This window comes from Massilia rhizosphaerae (assembly GCF_016093545.1).
GTDB classification, from domain to species: Bacteria; Pseudomonadota; Gammaproteobacteria; order Burkholderiales; family Burkholderiaceae_D; genus Telluria; species Telluria rhizosphaerae.
In genome coordinates this window covers 1-14723 of record NZ_JADKYX010000004.1, presented here as the reverse complement: position 1 = coordinate 14723, position 14723 = coordinate 1, and the positions used below count along the sequence as shown (strand labels likewise).

Genomic DNA, 14723 nt, shown 5'->3' with positions numbered 1-14723 from the left:
GTTGAGTAAGCGGCGCTTACAGGACTTGCTTGATGTCGGCCAGCGTGAGCGCGCCCTTGCCGGACAGGTTCACCTTGACGCCATCGGTACCGTTGGTCGTGACGCTGGCGACGCTGTCGAGCGACAGGCCGGTGGCGTCGGTCAGCGGGGTGCCGCCGCGCGTCGCCACGACCTTGAACGTGTAGTTGCCGTCGGCCAGCGTAATCGGCTTGCCGTTGCTGTCGAGCTTGGTCGCATCGGGCACGCCATCCCAGGCGAGCGGCATGACGCCGGCCTTCTGCGCGCCCAGATCCATCGTCTCGACCTCGTTGCCCTTCGCATCGCTGATGACGACCTTGAGGTTGTCAACGTCGCTGGCCAGGTTCACGCCCAGCACAGCCTTGCCGCTCGCCAGGGTGACGTTGTTGCCGTCGACGAGCACGCCGCGGCCGATCAGGTTCGTCGCCTGCATCGCTTCCGAACTCTTGTAGCTGGACTGCAGCGATTCCAGGGTCGTGTTCAATTTGTTCACGCCCGTCACGGTCTGCAGCTGCGCGAGCTGGCTCGTCATCTGGGCATTGTCCATCGGATTCAGCGGGTCCTGGTTCTGCAGTTGCGTCACCAGGAGGGTCATGAACTTGTCGGTGTCCGCGGAAACGCCGTCCGTGCTGGTCGGCTTCTTCGCGTTCATCGTCGCCATCAGGTCGGTGACGGGCGTGCTGGTGGTGTCGGTTACGGTCGCCATGGGAGCGTGTCGGTATGAGAGTTAATCTGGATTACTGGCCGAGGGTCAGCGTCTTGAGCAGCATGGTCTTGGCCGCGTTCATGGTCTCGACGTTCGTCTGGTACGAGCGCGACGCCGACAGCATGTTGACCATCTCGTCGACCACGTTCACGTTGGGCATCGAGACATAGCCCTTGTCGTCGGCGAGCGGATTCTTGGGGTCGTACACCTGCTTCAGCGGCGACGGGTCCTCGACCACTTCGCGCACCTTGACGCCCGTGCCGCTGTCCATCGGCACGGCTTCGAACACGACCTGCTTGGCGCGGTAGGCCTCGCCCGTGGCGCTGGTCGCGCTGTCGGCGTTGGCGAGGTTGCTGGCCGTCGTGTTCAGGCGCTGGGCCTGGGCGCTCATGGCCGAACCGGCCACGTTGAAGACATTAAATAAGGACATGATTACTGGCCTCCCTGGATGGCCTGGAGCATGTTGCGGATCTGCTGGTTGAGCATCGTGATGCCGGCTTCGTAGCGGAGCGCGTTGTCGGCGAACTGGGTACGCTCCGTGTCCATATCGACCGTGTTGCCGTCGACGGCGCCCTGCGTCACCGTGCGGTACAGCACGGGCGTCGTGCCGTCCGCCAGGGTCTTGCCGTCGGCGGCCGCCTGGCCGTTCGGATAATGCGCGCCGGAGGTCGTCGCCAGCGGCGCGGCATTCGTCGCACGGGCCAGCGCGCCTTGCAGGGCGCTGGAAAAATCGATGTCGCGCGCCTTGAAGTTCGGCGTGTCCGCGTTGGCGATGTTCGACGCGAGCAATTCCTGGCGCTGCGAGCGCAGGCTGAGCGCGGTTTCATTGAAACGCAGGTACTCGTCGAGTTTGCCGATCATGGTAGCTCCTGTGTGCCGGGCATCTGGTAGTGGACAGCATCGATCATACGGACCGGCAGACTCTTCCAATCGGGCAATAAAGAGACCCAAACCACGGCTATTCGACGTTTCGACGCGGTCCCGGCAGACCTAAGATGGCAGCGTCGCAAAAACCCGCACCGTTCAATCATGAAACGCAAGCTTCTCACCGCCCTGCTCCTCGGCGCCACCGCGCTCGCCTCCGCGCAGACGACGCCCGCCGGCCGTCAGAATGTCAACACGCTGCGCACCGTCGTCGAGCAATTCCTGCAGACCCAGACGGCCGGCCTGCCCGGCACCGTGACGGTAAAAGTGGGCATGATCGACGCCCGCACCGCGCTCGCCGCCTGCCCCGCGCCGCAAGCCTTCCTGCAGCCGGGCGCGCGCGCCTGGGGCAAGACGACGGTGGGCGTGCGCTGCACGGCGCCGTCGAACTGGACGATTTTTGTGCAGGCCCAAGTGAATGTGCAGGCGGACTATGTCGCCGCGGCGCTGCCGCTGGCCCAGGGCCAGCCGATCGAACAAAGCCAGCTGGTGTTGATGAAAGGCGACATCGCCGCGATGCCGAACGGCATCATCACGGACATGGCGCAGGCGATCGGCCGCACGCCGGCCGTGTCGCTGGCCGCCGGCACGCCGCTGCGCCTGGACACGCTGCGCAGCATGCCCGTCGTGCAACAGGGTCAGGCCGTACGCTTGGTTTCGAAGGGCAATGGATTTTCAGTATCGGCCGAAGGCAAGGCCATCGGCAAGGCCAGCGACGGCCAGATCGTGCAGGTGCGCACGCCGTCCGGCACGGTCGTCAGCGGCACGGCACGGGCCGGCGGCATGGTCGAGGTGGCGTTTTAAGGCAGGAAAAGAGACACTGTCATCACGGATCTTTCGATGGGACTTTGTGTGAGGTCCCCTAAAGTTTTCGGCAACGTGGCCGATACTTGAGGCAGATCCCGGGCTTTCTGCTCCGACCTGAGAAGGATGATGCTGTGAAAATCAACGATACACTCAAAAGCAACGCAGGCGTGCAGGCCAACAACACCGCCACGACTGCGAAAAGCAGCGACGCGGCCGCCGCGAAGACGGTCTCGCCCGCAGCGACCGACACCGTGCGCCTGTCCTCGCAAGGCCAGGCCCTCGCGGCGGGTGGTAGTACCAGTCATGTGTTCGACAGCAAGAAGGTCGAACGCATCAAGGCGGCCATCGCGGATGGCCATTTCCAAGTGAATTCCGAGAAAGTAGCGGATGGCCTGTTGGACACGGTGCGCGATCTGCTGCATTCCCGCAAACAATAGATAAACGATGGCTATTGCATCCCCTGGCGCAACCTTGCGCGACGAACAGCAAGTGATCGCTTCCATCCTGGAATTGATGAAAACGGAGCAGCAGCTCCTGATCAGTGCGGATGCGGATGGCCTCTCGACCATCACCCCCAACAAGCTGCAATTGGCGCAGCGCGCCGCGACCTTGTCGCGCGTACGCCACAAAGCGCTCGCCGCCGCCGGCTTTCCCGCGGGCGAAGCCGGGATGGAGCCATGGCTGGCCGTGGGCGGCAACGACGAGCAACGCGCCGAGTGGAACCGTCTGCTCGAACTCACGCGCGAAGCGAAGGAACTCAACCGCGTCAACGGCATGCTCGTCAACCGCCAGCTGGGCCAGGCGCAGGCTGCGCTGAACGAACTGCGCGGTCCCGCCGGCAATGCGGCCGGCGTCTACGGACCGGGCGGCCAGACCATGTCGACGGGGTCGTCGCGGCGGTTCGCGGTCGGGTAAGCGGGATAAATCGCACCCTACCCTTATGCAACCGCGTTCGACGTTCGCCTTTCGGTCAGCATGCGCTCGATCTGCTCCGGCCACACGGGCGGACTGAAGTAATAACCCTGGATTTCGTCGCACCCGTTCTCGCGCAGGAAGGCCGCCTGCTCGGCCGTTTCCACACCCTCCGCCACCGCCTCCAGATTCAACGTATGCGCCAGCGCGATGATGGCGCGCGCGATCGCGGCGTCGTTCGGGTCGGCCGTCACGTCGCTCACGAAGGAACGGTCGATCTTCAGCACGTCGATGGGAAAACGCTTCAGATAGCTGAGCGACGAATAACCGGTGCCGAAATCGTCGATCGACAACGCCACGCCGAGCGCCTTCAGCGAACGCAGCACGCTCGTCGCCTCGTCCGTGTCGCGCATCACCGTGCTTTCCGTGATCTCGATTTCCAGGCAGGCCGGCGGCAGGCTGCTGCGCGCCAGCGCGGCCTGCACCCGCTGCGCCAGGCCCGCCAGCTGGAACTGGCGCGCCGACAGGTTCACGGACACGCGCAGCGGCGGCACCCCCTGCGCGCGCCACGCGGCCGCGCGCGCGCAGGCTTCGTCCAGCACCCACATGTCCAGGTCGTCGATCAGGCCCGTCTCCTCGGCCAGCGGGATGAAACGCGCCGGCGGCACGAGGCCCAGCACCGGATGGCGCCAGCGCACGAGCGCCTCCACGCCGCGCATGGCGCCGCTGGCCAGGTCGATGCGCGGCTGGTATTGCAGCACGAACTGGTTGCGCTCGATGGCATGGCGCAGCAGCGCTTCCAGGTCGACCCGCTCGCGGATTGCCTGCGCCATCGCGTCCGTGTGGAAGCAGTGGCGCGCCGGGCCTTCCGCGCGCGCGGCGGCCATCGCCACCTGGGCCATCTGCAGGAGTTCGTGCGCGCCGCAGGTGCCTTCCGGCAGCAGCGCGATGCCGACGCTCGCGGCCAGGAACACGCGCTGGCCGCCGATCAGGAACGGTTCGCGCACGGCGTCCAGCAGCCGCCCGGCCAGCGCCGCGGCCGCGGCATGGCCGGACTGCTTTTGCACGACGATGAATTCATTGCCGCCCTGGCGCGCCAGCATGTCGCCCGGCTGCAGCAGCACGGAGAGACGGACGACGCATTCGCGCAGCACGTCGTCGCCGCCGCCATAGCCGTAGCCGCTGTTGATCTTGCGGAATTCGTGCAGGTCGAACACGAGCACCGCCAGCGTACGGCCTTCCTGGCACGCCGCGGCGATCGCCTCGTCCAGCGTTTCGAGGATGCGGCTGCGGTTGGGCAGGCCCGTCAAGGCGTCGTGGGTGAGCTGTTCGACGAGCGCCCGCTCGAGCCGCCGCCGCTCCGACAGGTCGCGCACGATGGCGACCTGCTGGCCGCTCGGCATGCCCGCGCGGCGCACTTCGGCCGGGAAGGCGGCGCCGTACAGGCGGCGGCAATCCAGCTCGGCGTCGCCGGTCGCCGGCGGCACCAGCGCGTCGAGCCGCACGCCGGCGGCCGTCTCGCGTGCAACGCCGAACAGGCTTTCGGCGCGCGCATTCATCATCGTGATGCGCCCTTCCGCGCCGACCAGCAGGATGGCGTCCGGCGCGCATTCCATCAGGCTGCGGAAACTGGCTTCGCTCTCGGCCAGCGACCGCTCGGAGCGCTGCAAGCGCAGATACGGCGCCTGCACGGCGGCCACCCAGATCGCGCGGTGCAGGCACAGGTAGGCGATCACCTTGTACACGTGGCCGACCATGTTCATGACGTCGTCCGGACGCGCGTACAAGGTGAAGCTGACGCCGCCCAGCGCCATCACGGCGGCCGTCGCGGCGAGATAGCGGTCGGTGCGCAAACGGGTGACGAACGCACGCCGCAGCAGGAACAGCGCGGCCAGCGCATTCAATGCGATCAGCACGAGTTCGCAAGCAATCTTGAAGCGCGTGAGGCCCTGCCCCGGCACATACGTCGGCGGCAGCGCCAGCGGATTGGCGACGGCCACCCAGAAGCCCAGCACGATCATCGCCAGCGCCGCCATCAGCGCCCAGCCGCGCACGCGCCGGCCGACGACCCGCTCGCGCGGGGCGAACGCGGCGATGAGCAGCGCGCACGCACTGACGGCGCGCGCCAGCAGCCAGAATTTGATGCCGTATCCGACCGAGCCCGGTCCCGCCACGCCGGGCATGCCGTGCACGGACATCAGGTGGCCGACGTCGAGCACGGCGACTACCAGCGAGGCCGGCGACAGCAGCGCCACGCGGATGGGCATGTCGCGGCCGATGCCATGCCAGCCCGTGGAAAACACGAGCATCGCGACGACCACCGAGAACACTTCCATGGCCGTGTGCGCCGTCAGGTACCAGCGCGGGTCCCACGGCAACAACGCGGCATGGCCCAGCGCGAGCCAGCCCATGAACACGGCCAGCAGCGCCGTCAGGACCGATAGCCGCACGGCGGACGGAATCCTGCGCCGACTCATGCCGCGTTGCCCGCGCCGTCGCCGGCGCCGGTCACGCGAAGTCCACTCATGCAGGTTGCCTGGCTGTCGTGCTCGATATTCATGTGATTGATGCAGTGATACCGTAGGCAAGCCACGCCGGCCTCGGGAAAAGATTCTTTTATGAAATTTTCATGTCAAGAAAGTTAATATATGATATCAACTTATCAAATATAAATCGAGCAATACTTACGGGACTTGCCGAGATGTTGCGTCAATGCAGCAAATTGAGCGTTACTGAAGACCCATCACAACGATAAATATTGCGATATAGCAATATCAACACCCGGAACGAGCGTTATAAGAAAGGTTTGCACCGCAAGCGGAGGCACCATGTACGGTAACGCGCGTTGGACCGGCGGGATGCTGGCCGCCCTGCTGCTGATCGGAGACGTCCAGGCCGCCGGGCCGGGCGGCATCGTCGTCGCCGTCACGCCGGTCCGGCAAAGCCTGACGGGCAGCGACGACGTCGTCGTGACGGTCACGATCCGCAACACGTCGCGCGCCACGCGCTACCTGCCGACCTGGCAGACGCCGTTCGCCGGCGTGCAGGCGCCCCTGTTCGACGTCACCCGCGACGGCCTGCCCGTCACCTACCTGGGCATGCAAGCCAAGCGCCGGGAACCGGACCGCGGCGATTTCGTCGCGCTCCGGCCGGGTGCGGCGCGCAGCGTACGGGTGGAACTGTCGGCGCTGTACCGGATGGACATCACGGGCGCCTACAGCGTGCGCTACCGCGCGGACCGCCTGCAAGTGTATGGCCGGCCGGACGCGGCGCGCCCGCAGGGCCCGGCCGACGTGGTGCCGCTCGCGGCCGCGGTGTGGATAGACGGGCGCCTGCCGCGCGGCATGCCGGAACCGCCGCCCGACGTTCCCGCCGGCGGCAGCGGCCTGGCCTTCGCCCATTGCTCGAACGCGCAGCAGGTCCGCATCGCCGGCGCCGTCCGGGCCGGCCTGGCGATGGCGCAGGACGCCGACGCCTACCTGCAGGACCAGCCGCTGGCGACGCGCTACACGGGGTGGTTCGGCACGGTGGACAATGCCCGCGCGACGACCGTGGCGCGCCACTTCGCCGCCGTCCGCGACGCCTTCGCCACACGGCCGATCACGGTCGACTGCGCCTGCCCCCTGCCGCTGTACGCCTTCGTCTTTCCGAACCGGCCGTACACAATCCACGTCTGCAAGGCGTTCTGGACCGCCCCGCTGACGGGCACGGATTCCATGGGCGGGACGCTGCTGCACGAGATGAGCCATTTCACCGTCGTGGCCGGAACCGACGACTGGGCCTATGGCCAGGCCGCGGCAGGCAGACTTGCGGGCAGCGCGCCGGCGCGCGCCGTCGAAAATGCCGATTCGCACGAATACTTCGGCGAGAACAATCCCTATCGGCGCCTGCGGCCCAAGAACCTATCCCAGTAGGGTGGGGTGATTGATGCTGGGGGCATCAATCACGAACTGTGCCCACCAAACGCAAGCTGGTCCGCGAACGCATGGTGGGCACGGGGTGCTCACCCTACCAGTTCGCCTACCGGGATAGGTTCCAAGCGGTGAGCCCGGACGCCGGCGAACGCTCAGGCGCCGGACAGAATGGTGACGGCCACCCGCCGGTTGCGCGCCCGTCCGATCGGGTCGTCGTTCGACGCGACCGGCCGGTTCGCACCGCGCCCCACGGCCGCCAGGCGGTCCGGGGCCACGCCGTTCGCCGCGAACAGGCGCACGACGGTGGTGGCGCGCACGGCCGACAATTCCCAGTTCGACGCGAATGCCGGGTTGGCGATCGGTGTCGTGTCCGTAAAACCTTCCACTTCGATGCCGTGCGGGTCGCCCTTGAGCAGGTCGGCGACGGTGCGCAGGATCTCCCGGGCCGTCGGCGTCAGGTCGGCGTCGCCTTCGTCGAACAGCACGCTGGCATTGATCTCGAGCGTGACGCCGCGCGCCGTCTGCGTCACGCGCACCTTGCCGTTGTTGACGAGGGGTTTCAGGATGCTGTCCAGCTTCTGCGCCAGCAGGTCGAGGCGCTCGCGGTCGCGCTTGGCCGCCTCGGCCCGCTTGTGCGCGAGGATGGCGGACAGCGGCAACGCGTCGACCTCGACCATCGTATTCGTTCGGTGCGCGGCGCCGCGGCCGCCGAAGGCGTCGCCCAACGCTTCCGACAGCACCGTGTACTTGCCAATATTAACCACGGACACCGCGTACATCACGACGAAGAACGCGAACAGCAAGGTGATGAAGTCGGCGTAGGAAATCAGCCAGCGCTCGTGGTTTTCGGTGTCCTGTTCGTACGGTCTGCGGCGCGCCATGGGTCGTCGGCGTCAGTGCTGCGCCAGCAGGCACGCCACACGCTCTTCGATCACGCGGGTGTAGTCGCCGGTGGCGATGTCGTGGAAGACGTCGGTCAGGATCTCGTATTCGGCCACGCGCTCGGCGACGATGCCCTTGATCTTGTTGCCGACCGGGTAAAAGAACAGGTTGGCGAGACCGACGCCGTACACGGTCGAGACGAACGCGACGGCGATGCCTGCGCCCAGGCGCGACGGGTCGGACAGGTTTTCCATCACGTGGATGAGGCCCAGCACGGCGCCGAGGATGCCGACCGTCGGCGCATAGCCGGCCGCCGACTCCCAGATGCGCGCGGCCTGGCGCTCGCGGAATTCGTAACGGTTGATTTCCGTGTCGAGCAGGCTGCGCAGCTTGTCCGGCTGGATCCCGTCGACGACGAGGCGCAGGCCCTTCTGGACGAACGGATCGGCCTTCGCCATGTACTGTTCGAGCGACAGCAGCCCGTCGCGCCGCGCGGACAGGCTCCACAGGTGGATTTCGCGGGCCAGCGCCTGGCGGCGGTCGGGCGGCGTGACGAACACCCAGCGCAGCATGCGCACGCCGCGTACGAAGGCGCGCGACTTGCTCTGCAGCAGCACGGCACCGAACGTGCCCACGACGACGATGGCGAACGCGGCCGGCTGGATCAGCGACGAGAACTTGCCGCCGTCGAGCGTGTGCCCGACGAAGATCCCGGCCAGCGCCAGCGCGAGACCGAGCAGGCTGGTCAGGTCCACGAACGCTCCCGCAGATAGGTCCGCAGGCGCGCGACGGCCTGCGTGTGCAGCTGCGAGACGCGCGATTCCGACACACCCATCACGGCACCGATTTCCTTGAGGTTGAGTTCTTCTTCGTAGTACAGGCCCATCAACATCTTCTCGCGCGGCGGCAGCGCGTCGATGGCGTCGATGACGGTCTGGCGGAAGTCCGTGTCGAGCAGGCTTTTCAGCGGATCGTCGTCGTCCACGGCGTAGCGGTCGAGGAAGCTGTCGTTGCCGTCCTCGGCATGAAAGTCTTCGTAGTAGACGAGCTGGTGGCCGCCGGAATCGCCCAGCAGTTCCTGGTAGTCGGCCAGCGACAGCTTGAGCGACTTCGCCACTTCCGATTCGCTCGGCGGACGGCCCAGTTGCTGCTGCAGCGAGGCCATCGCCTGCTCCACCTTGCGCATGTTCGCCCGCGTGGAGCGCGGCATCCAGTCGCTGCTGCGCAGCTCGTCCAGCATGGCGCCGCGGATGCGCAGCACCGCATAGGTCTCGAACTGCGCGCCGTGGTTCTCCTCGTAGCGGTTGATCGCGTCGAGCAGCCCCATCATGCCTGCCTGTACCAGGTCATCGACTTCGACGGACGGCGGGAGCTTGGCCTTCATCTGGTGGGCGAGACGCTTCACCAACGGCATGTGTTCCGTCAGCAAAAAGTTCTTGTCCGCTTTCCCTTTGACCGTGTACATGGTTCCAGTAATTGATTATTCTTCGCCGCCTCAGGCGGCCCGTCCCTGCTGCACGCCGGGGCGCGCAAAGCGCCCGGCCAGGCGGCGGAACGCCACCGACGCGCCGGCCAGCGGGAAGGCGTCGACCACGGCGCGCCCGAGGCGCGCGGCACGGTGCAGATACTCGTCCGCCGGCACGGAGCCCATGGAGCTCAACGTTACCGCAAGGTAACGAGTTGCCGCAGATGACATATTATCGTATACCACCTTCGCTTCGGCTTCGGTAGCGCCCGTGACAAGAATACCGAACGGGCGACGGCCGAGATGCTGCGACAGCCGCTTGATCAGCGCATACGCATTCGTGATCGACGCGGCGCTCGTCGACACCTGCACGACGATCTCGGACGACGCCATGATCGGCACCGGGAACGTGCCGTCCTCGGAAAATTCGCCATCGACCATGATGATGCTGCCGGCCTGCTTGACGAGCACGTCGAACGTCTTGGCCAGGCGCCGCGCCTCGTCCGCGCTGGCGGCCGCGGTGTCCCGCACCGTGCGCGTCATCGTGGCGACGGCAAAGCCCTGGGGCACGGCATGGATCACCTGGTTCAGCGCGCACTCCTGGCGCGCCACCTGCAACAGGCTGGCGCCGCGGTCGACGCCGAGACGCTGGGCGACGCCGTAGTCGCGCGTGCAGGCGTCGACGATCATCACGTCGTTGCCTGACTGGGCCAGCGACGCGCCCAGGTTGACGAGCATGGCCCCCTTGTCGTCCTGCGGGGTGGCGGAGAGGAACGTGACGATGCGCGGCTTGGGGCCCGCCAGCATCCGGCGCAGGCCCTCCGCCTGGTCGAAGTCGAAACTAGCCAACATACACCTCGCGCAGCGAACGGTCGTTGTTCAGGTTGCCGAGACCGGACATCATCAGCGGCAGGTCGGCGTCAAGCAACTGGGCGGCGGCGTCGCGCCGGTTGCGGAAGGCGCGGTCGACCAGCATCGCGCGGTCGGCCAGGTGCAGGTCTTCCGGCACGCGCTGGCCGTTCGAGATGTAGTGCAGGTTCAGCTTCTGGCGCACGAGCACGTCCAGCACGTTGCCGATCGAGGCGGCTTCGTCCATCTTGGTCATGATGCAGCCGGCCAGGCCCGTGCCCTGGTAGGCGCGCACGACTTCGTTCAGCGTCTCGTTGGTCGACGTCGCGTTCAGGCACAGCAGGCGCTTCACGTCGGCGCCGGACTCCGTCAGCATGGCGACCTGCTCTGTCACCATCTGGTCGCGCTGCGACATGCCGATCGTGTCGATCAGCACGGTGTGCTTGTTGCGCAATTCCTTCAGGGCGATGCGCAGGTCGGCCTCGTCCTTCACCGAGTGCACCATCACGCCCAGGATCTTGCCGTAGATGCGCAGTTGCTCGTGGCCGCCGATACGGTAGGCGTCCGTCGTGATCAGCGCCAGCTTTTCCGGACCGTGGCGCATCACGCAGCGTGCGGCCAGCTTGGCGGTGGTCGTCGTCTTGCCGACGCCGGTCGGGCCGACCAGGGCGAACACGCCGCCGCGGTCGAGGATCGCATCCTCGTCGGCCATCGTCGTGATGTTGCGCGACAGGACCGTCTTAATCCAACGCATGGACTCCGCCGCATCCTTGCCGGCCGGCAGCTTGTCGACCAGGTAGCGCGACAGGCTCGCCGAAAAGCCGGCGGCCAGCATCTCGCGCAGCACGGTGGCCTTCTGCGGCTCGCGCTGCTGGGTGCTGCCCCACGACAGTTCGGCCAGCTGGGTTTCCATCATGCCACGCATGGCGCGGATTTCGTTCATCATGCCGTGCATCTCGGCGGTGGCGGATTCCTTCGCCTGGGCGATCGCGGCCGACATCATCGCGGTCATCGCCGCCATGTCGAAGGCGGGAGCTTCCGGTTGCGGCGCGCGGCGGTTGGCGTACGTCGGGGCCGCGGCCGGTGCGGCCGGTTCGTCCAGGTCGTACAGGGAATTCAGCGGCTGGCGTGCGGCCGGCGCTTCCTGGAAAGCGCGCGCGGGGCGCGCAGCCGGGCGCGGTGCCGGCGCCGGCTCCAGGTCGTCGAACGACGGCTCCTGCACGTGCAGGTTTGGACGCGGGGCCGCCATCTCGGACTCCGGTGCCGGCGACGCCAGCGACGCGACGTCGTCATTGTCCAGCGCCAGGATCTCGACCACGCCGTCGACGGGGCGGTTCGACAGGATGACCGCGTCCGGCCCCAATGCCTCGCGCACCTTGCGCAGGGCTTCACGGGATGTCGCCGCTGTAAATTTCTTCACGTTCATCGTTATTCTCCGCTCTTGCTGGCTTGGGTGGTTCGCTGTCCGGTCACGCGGGCACAATGGCCCATTCACGGAGAGAATTATTGACGATGCCGATGGGAAACGAATTGGGGAAAAGGCGGGGGAAAATCCGCTTATTCGACCAAACTCAAAAACGCTTCAGCGTCATTTCTGGAAAATAAGTCCGCCTACGGCCAGTCTTCGATGCGATCCGGTTACACCGAAGGCCATCAACTTTGTGGCAAACTTATCACTTTGACATATAAAATGTGAAGAGTTGCCAAAGAAATGTAGAATGAAGGAAAATTTCTTGGACGAACTGTAATTTCGTAAGTGCAAATCTATTCAAATGTAACGCCTCGCGGTCGAGCTCGTGCTAGACTGTGTTAAAGAACTACGTGATGGTCAGATATAGAAAGGCCAGCAAATGAAACTGAGACTACCGAAGCGTCACTCCGCGACCAATGCAGAAGCTGTGCTCGTGCATTTTTGCGAGTCGCTCGATCGTAGTCTTCCTACTTTGCGGACGTTTTTCATCATTTCCGGCGTGCTTGCCGCGGCAGCCCGCACGGGCATCTTTTCCGACTTCCTGTTCGCCACCGGTCTGCTGCTTCAGTTCGCGATATGGTTCGAGCACTGGTGGATACAAAAACGGACCCTCTGAGGGTCCGTTTTTGTTTCTGGCGTCAAGTCTCGGCACGTTTCAGCGCAGCTTGGCATTGATGCTGACGTCGGCGCCGATCCTGCCGGCGTCACCCGACATCCATCGTCCACGCACCAGGCGGCCATAGACCGCGACATAGAGAATCACCTGCGCCAGTACGGCGAGGATGCTCATCGCGATCGAGTTCCCCACCATCACGCTCACCGCCACGCAGACGGCAACCACCGGAGGAATGACGCATGCCACCGCGGCGTTGCGCTTCCACGGATTCTTGGAATTCTTGTCGACGTACTTAAACACCAGTCGGCGATACACGAGCGTATGCAGGTGCAGCGCGTCCGGCGCGCCAGGGCTGACCTTCTGAATGAAGCGGCGGCGATAAATGCTGAACAACACTTCGATGACAGGGTAGGCACAGATGGAAAGCACTTGCCAGGCATTCACGCTGGCATTACGGACCAGCAGCAGCACTGCCATTTCCGATACCCAGAATCCCAGGAAATAAGCACCCCCGTCGCCCAGGAACAGTTTGCCGCGCGGGTAATTCAAAGCGAGGAAACCGAGCGTGGCGCCGATGCACACCACACCGAGATTCGCCACGAGATAATCGCCGCAACGCAGCGCGACCGCAGCCAAACCGGCCGCCATGATCACGATCGTGCTGCTGGACAGGCCGTTGAATCCATCGATGATATTGATCGCATTCGAACCGCCGGCCACGACGATGGCAGTCACGAGGAGCGCAAACGGCATGAAGGCGAGCAGCGCGTCCACACCCCAGAGATCCAGCTCCCTTACGGTCGCGCTCAATAATGCGCTGGCAACCAGCGCGCTCAAGGCGGTTGCCGTCAGGCGCATCCGCACCGACACCCGCTTCGTGAAATCTTCGATGAGGCCAGCCAAAAAGGCAGGCAGGCTCGCAATGAGCAACAAGAACATGTCCGCGCCGATCGACAGCGCCTGCCCTCCCGGATGCATGCCCTGGAATGCCACGCATCCCAGCAGGACGCCGGCAATGACGCCCAGCCCGCCAATGCGCGGAACCGCCGTCGTATGCACTTTTTGCACCCCATCCAGATCATGGTCGTGCGACAACCCACCATGCCATTTTTGCGACAAGACGATGAGCGCACTAACCACGAGACTTGCAGCGAAAGCGATCAACGCAAGCTGAAAGAACTGAATTTCCGACATTATCCTGTTTTCCCCACGCGCGCACATCTAGGCGCATGTTTGCAGATGGATGAAGATGTGTTACCGATTCGCCGCCTGGAATCGAAAAGGTTCGCGATGTCTAACTGGAACCCGTGTCCTAGTATTCCAGCGCGTCATGTTATCACGAATCAACATTACGAATTGACTTTTAGCATCTGCTGCGTCGCTTCGTTGCGGCGCAACAACCGCTAACGTATCCGCTGGGGCAAGGCGCATACGTCACCGGAATTATAATTATCATTTTATCAACACAAATCAATGCAACAATGCTGTTCCCGCTTGCGAACGCCATTTGATCCCAACATCGAGAAGATACCTTGCCTGAGCTTTACTTTATGAGTTGGCATATCCAACTCTGCAACAAAACGAGAGTCTTCACACGCTACGTTTAAGGTAAAATCGTAAGTTTTAGCAACACGACCCGCAACGTATAAAGCTTTCATCGACAAGGCGGTTGCGGCAGTGCCCAAGCAGGCGCTCACACCCGACACCGCAAACCCGCCGAACACACTCATCCCACATTCACAGAAGGCCAACGCATGAAAATCTATCCAGTCATCCTCTCCGGCGGGGCCGGTACCCGCCTGTGGCCGCTGTCGCGGGCAGTCATGCCCAAGCAGCTGCTGCCGCTGGTGACGGACAAGACGATGCTGCAGGAAACCGCGCTGCGGGTCCGCGGCTGGCCTGGGTTGATGGCGCCGCTGGTCGTCTGCGGCAACGAGCACCGCTTCCTCGTGGCCGAGCAGCTGCGCGGCGTCGGCATCACGCCGCACGGCATCCTGCTCGAGCCGGCGGGCCGCAACACGGCCCCGGCCGTGGCGGCCGCCGCGCAATACCTGCTCGCGCAGGATCCCGACGCCGTGATGCTCGTGCTGCCGGCCGACCACGTGATCGAAAAGAACGACGCGTTCCGCCTCGCCGTCGAGCGCGCCTCGGCCCAGGTC

Annotated in this window: 17 protein-coding genes; 6 read left to right on the top strand and 11 right to left on the bottom strand. The window is 64.9% G+C overall.

Going from position 1 to position 14723, the window contains the following annotated elements; translation table 11 throughout:
- Window positions 1–16 precede the first annotated feature (16 nt).
- The 3 genes from ISF28_RS07850 to flgB are packed head-to-tail and all read right to left on the bottom strand — an operon-like array spanning window position 17 to window position 1585.
- Window positions 17–724: a flagellar hook assembly protein FlgD gene (locus tag ISF28_RS07850; protein WP_198116613.1), complete on the bottom strand. Its 708-nt coding sequence runs from the start codon at window positions 722–724 to the stop codon at window positions 17–19.
- Between the two features lie 31 nt (window positions 725–755).
- Window positions 756–1154 carry a flagellar basal body rod protein FlgC gene (gene flgC, locus ISF28_RS07845; protein WP_198116612.1) on the bottom strand — a complete coding sequence of 133 codons (399 nt, stop codon included), beginning with the start codon at window positions 1152–1154 and terminating at the stop codon, window positions 756–758.
- Window positions 1155–1156: 2 nt separating this feature from the next.
- Window positions 1157–1585, bottom strand: coding sequence for a flagellar basal body rod protein FlgB (gene flgB / locus ISF28_RS07840; RefSeq protein ID WP_198116611.1), 429 nt, complete (start codon window positions 1583–1585; stop codon window positions 1157–1159).
- Between the two features lie 168 nt (window positions 1586–1753).
- Here flgB and flgA point away from each other — a divergent pair, with 168 nt between their 5' ends.
- From flgA to ISF28_RS07825, 3 genes are all read left to right on the top strand, one after another.
- Window positions 1754–2452 (top strand): flagellar basal body P-ring formation chaperone FlgA, encoded by a 699-nt coding sequence (gene flgA, locus ISF28_RS07835; RefSeq protein WP_198116610.1) that lies wholly within the window; start codon window positions 1754–1756, stop codon window positions 2450–2452.
- Window positions 2453–2586: 134 nt separating this feature from the next.
- Window positions 2587–2892, top strand: coding sequence for a flagellar biosynthesis anti-sigma factor FlgM (flgM, locus tag ISF28_RS07830; protein WP_198116609.1), 306 nt, complete (start codon window positions 2587–2589; stop codon window positions 2890–2892).
- A gap of 7 nt (window positions 2893–2899) precedes the next feature.
- Complete coding sequence (locus ISF28_RS07825; protein WP_198116608.1) at window positions 2900–3370, top strand: flagella synthesis protein FlgN; 471 nt, start codon at window positions 2900–2902, stop codon at window positions 3368–3370.
- A gap of 23 nt (window positions 3371–3393) precedes the next feature.
- On the opposite strand, the gene ISF28_RS07820 is transcribed toward ISF28_RS07825, so the two are convergent.
- A complete protein-coding gene (locus ISF28_RS07820) occupies window positions 3394–5844 on the bottom strand; it encodes a putative bifunctional diguanylate cyclase/phosphodiesterase (protein WP_198116607.1) in 2451 nt (816 codons plus the stop codon).
- Window positions 5845–6195: 351 nt separating this feature from the next.
- Here ISF28_RS07820 and ISF28_RS07815 point away from each other — a divergent pair, with 351 nt between their 5' ends.
- Window positions 6196–7281 (top strand): M35 family metallo-endopeptidase, encoded by a 1086-nt coding sequence (locus ISF28_RS07815; RefSeq protein WP_229518947.1) that lies wholly within the window; start codon window positions 6196–6198, stop codon window positions 7279–7281.
- Between the two features lie 152 nt (window positions 7282–7433).
- Here the strand turns inward: ISF28_RS07815 and motD are convergent, their stop codons facing one another.
- From motD to flhF, 5 genes are read right to left on the bottom strand one after another with little or no spacing between them, the layout of a single operon-like run.
- Window positions 7434–8162 (bottom strand): flagellar motor protein MotD, encoded by a 729-nt coding sequence (gene motD / locus ISF28_RS07810; protein WP_198116606.1) that lies wholly within the window; start codon window positions 8160–8162, stop codon window positions 7434–7436.
- A 12-nt stretch (window positions 8163–8174) separates the two neighbouring features.
- Window positions 8175–8918, bottom strand: coding sequence for a flagellar motor protein (locus tag ISF28_RS07805; protein ID WP_198116605.1), 744 nt, complete (start codon window positions 8916–8918; stop codon window positions 8175–8177).
- A complete protein-coding gene (locus tag ISF28_RS07800; RefSeq protein WP_198116604.1) occupies window positions 8909–9628 on the bottom strand; it encodes an RNA polymerase sigma factor FliA in 720 nt (239 codons plus the stop codon). Before ISF28_RS07800 ends, ISF28_RS07805 begins: the two co-directional genes overlap by 10 nt.
- Before the next feature lie 30 nt (window positions 9629–9658).
- Window positions 9659–10477, bottom strand: a complete 819-nt coding sequence (locus tag ISF28_RS07795; RefSeq protein ID WP_198116973.1) for a MinD/ParA family ATP-binding protein — start codon at window positions 10475–10477, stop codon at window positions 9659–9661.
- Window positions 10470–11903, bottom strand: coding sequence for a flagellar biosynthesis GTPase FlhF (flhF, locus tag ISF28_RS07790; RefSeq protein ID WP_198116603.1), 1434 nt, complete (start codon window positions 11901–11903; stop codon window positions 10470–10472). The genes ISF28_RS07795 and flhF overlap by 8 nt, the downstream gene beginning before the upstream one ends.
- 424 nt (window positions 11904–12327) lie before the next feature.
- On the opposite strand from flhF, the gene ISF28_RS07785 reads away from it, so the two are divergent.
- Entirely contained in the window at window positions 12328–12564 is a 237-nt protein-coding gene (locus tag ISF28_RS07785; protein WP_198116602.1) for a hypothetical protein, read from the top strand.
- Between the two features lie 39 nt (window positions 12565–12603).
- On the opposite strand, the gene ISF28_RS07780 is transcribed toward ISF28_RS07785, so the two are convergent.
- Both ISF28_RS07780 and ISF28_RS07775 read right to left on the bottom strand, forming a co-directional pair.
- On the bottom strand, window positions 12604–13758 hold the full coding sequence (locus tag ISF28_RS07780) for an MraY family glycosyltransferase (RefSeq protein WP_198116601.1): 1155 nt from the start codon (window positions 13756–13758) through the stop codon (window positions 12604–12606).
- Window positions 13759–14024: 266 nt separating this feature from the next.
- On the bottom strand, window positions 14025–14294 hold the full coding sequence (locus ISF28_RS07775; protein WP_198116600.1) for a hypothetical protein: 270 nt from the start codon (window positions 14292–14294) through the stop codon (window positions 14025–14027).
- A gap of 24 nt (window positions 14295–14318) precedes the next feature.
- Between ISF28_RS07775 and ISF28_RS07770 the strand changes: the two genes are divergently transcribed.
- Window positions 14319–14723 (top strand): sugar phosphate nucleotidyltransferase (locus ISF28_RS07770; protein ID WP_198116599.1); only part of this gene is annotated, 405 nt, incomplete at its 3' end.

Excerpts from the sequence above, each read along its gene's own strand:
- ISF28_RS07850 (WP_198116613.1), bottom strand. The coding sequence starts at position 724 with ATGGCGACCGTAACCGACACCACCAGCACGCCCGTCACCGACCTGATG.
- ISF28_RS07815 (WP_229518947.1), top strand. The coding sequence starts at position 6,196 with ATGTACGGTAACGCGCGTTGGACCGGCGGGATGCTGGCCGCCCTGCTG.
- flgB (WP_198116611.1), bottom strand. The coding sequence starts at position 1,585 with ATGATCGGCAAACTCGACGAGTACCTGCGTTTCAATGAAACCGCGCTC.
- ISF28_RS07780 (WP_198116601.1), bottom strand. The coding sequence starts at position 13,758 with ATGTCGGAAATTCAGTTCTTTCAGCTTGCGTTGATCGCTTTCGCTGCA.
- ISF28_RS07800 (WP_198116604.1), bottom strand. The coding sequence starts at position 9,628 with ATGTACACGGTCAAAGGGAAAGCGGACAAGAACTTTTTGCTGACGGAA.
- ISF28_RS07785 (WP_198116602.1), top strand. The coding sequence starts at position 12,328 with ATGAAACTGAGACTACCGAAGCGTCACTCCGCGACCAATGCAGAAGCT.
- ISF28_RS07775 (WP_198116600.1), bottom strand. The coding sequence starts at position 14,294 with ATGAGTGTGTTCGGCGGGTTTGCGGTGTCGGGTGTGAGCGCCTGCTTG.
- ISF28_RS07820 (WP_198116607.1), bottom strand. The coding sequence starts at position 5,844 with ATGAGTCGGCGCAGGATTCCGTCCGCCGTGCGGCTATCGGTCCTGACG.
- ISF28_RS07825 (WP_198116608.1), top strand. The coding sequence starts at position 2,900 with ATGGCTATTGCATCCCCTGGCGCAACCTTGCGCGACGAACAGCAAGTG.
- flgA (WP_198116610.1), top strand. The coding sequence starts at position 1,754 with ATGAAACGCAAGCTTCTCACCGCCCTGCTCCTCGGCGCCACCGCGCTC.
- flhF (WP_198116603.1), bottom strand. The coding sequence starts at position 11,903 with ATGAACGTGAAGAAATTTACAGCGGCGACATCCCGTGAAGCCCTGCGC.
- motD (WP_198116606.1), bottom strand. The coding sequence starts at position 8,162 with ATGGCGCGCCGCAGACCGTACGAACAGGACACCGAAAACCACGAGCGC.
- flgC (WP_198116612.1), bottom strand. The coding sequence starts at position 1,154 with ATGTCCTTATTTAATGTCTTCAACGTGGCCGGTTCGGCCATGAGCGCC.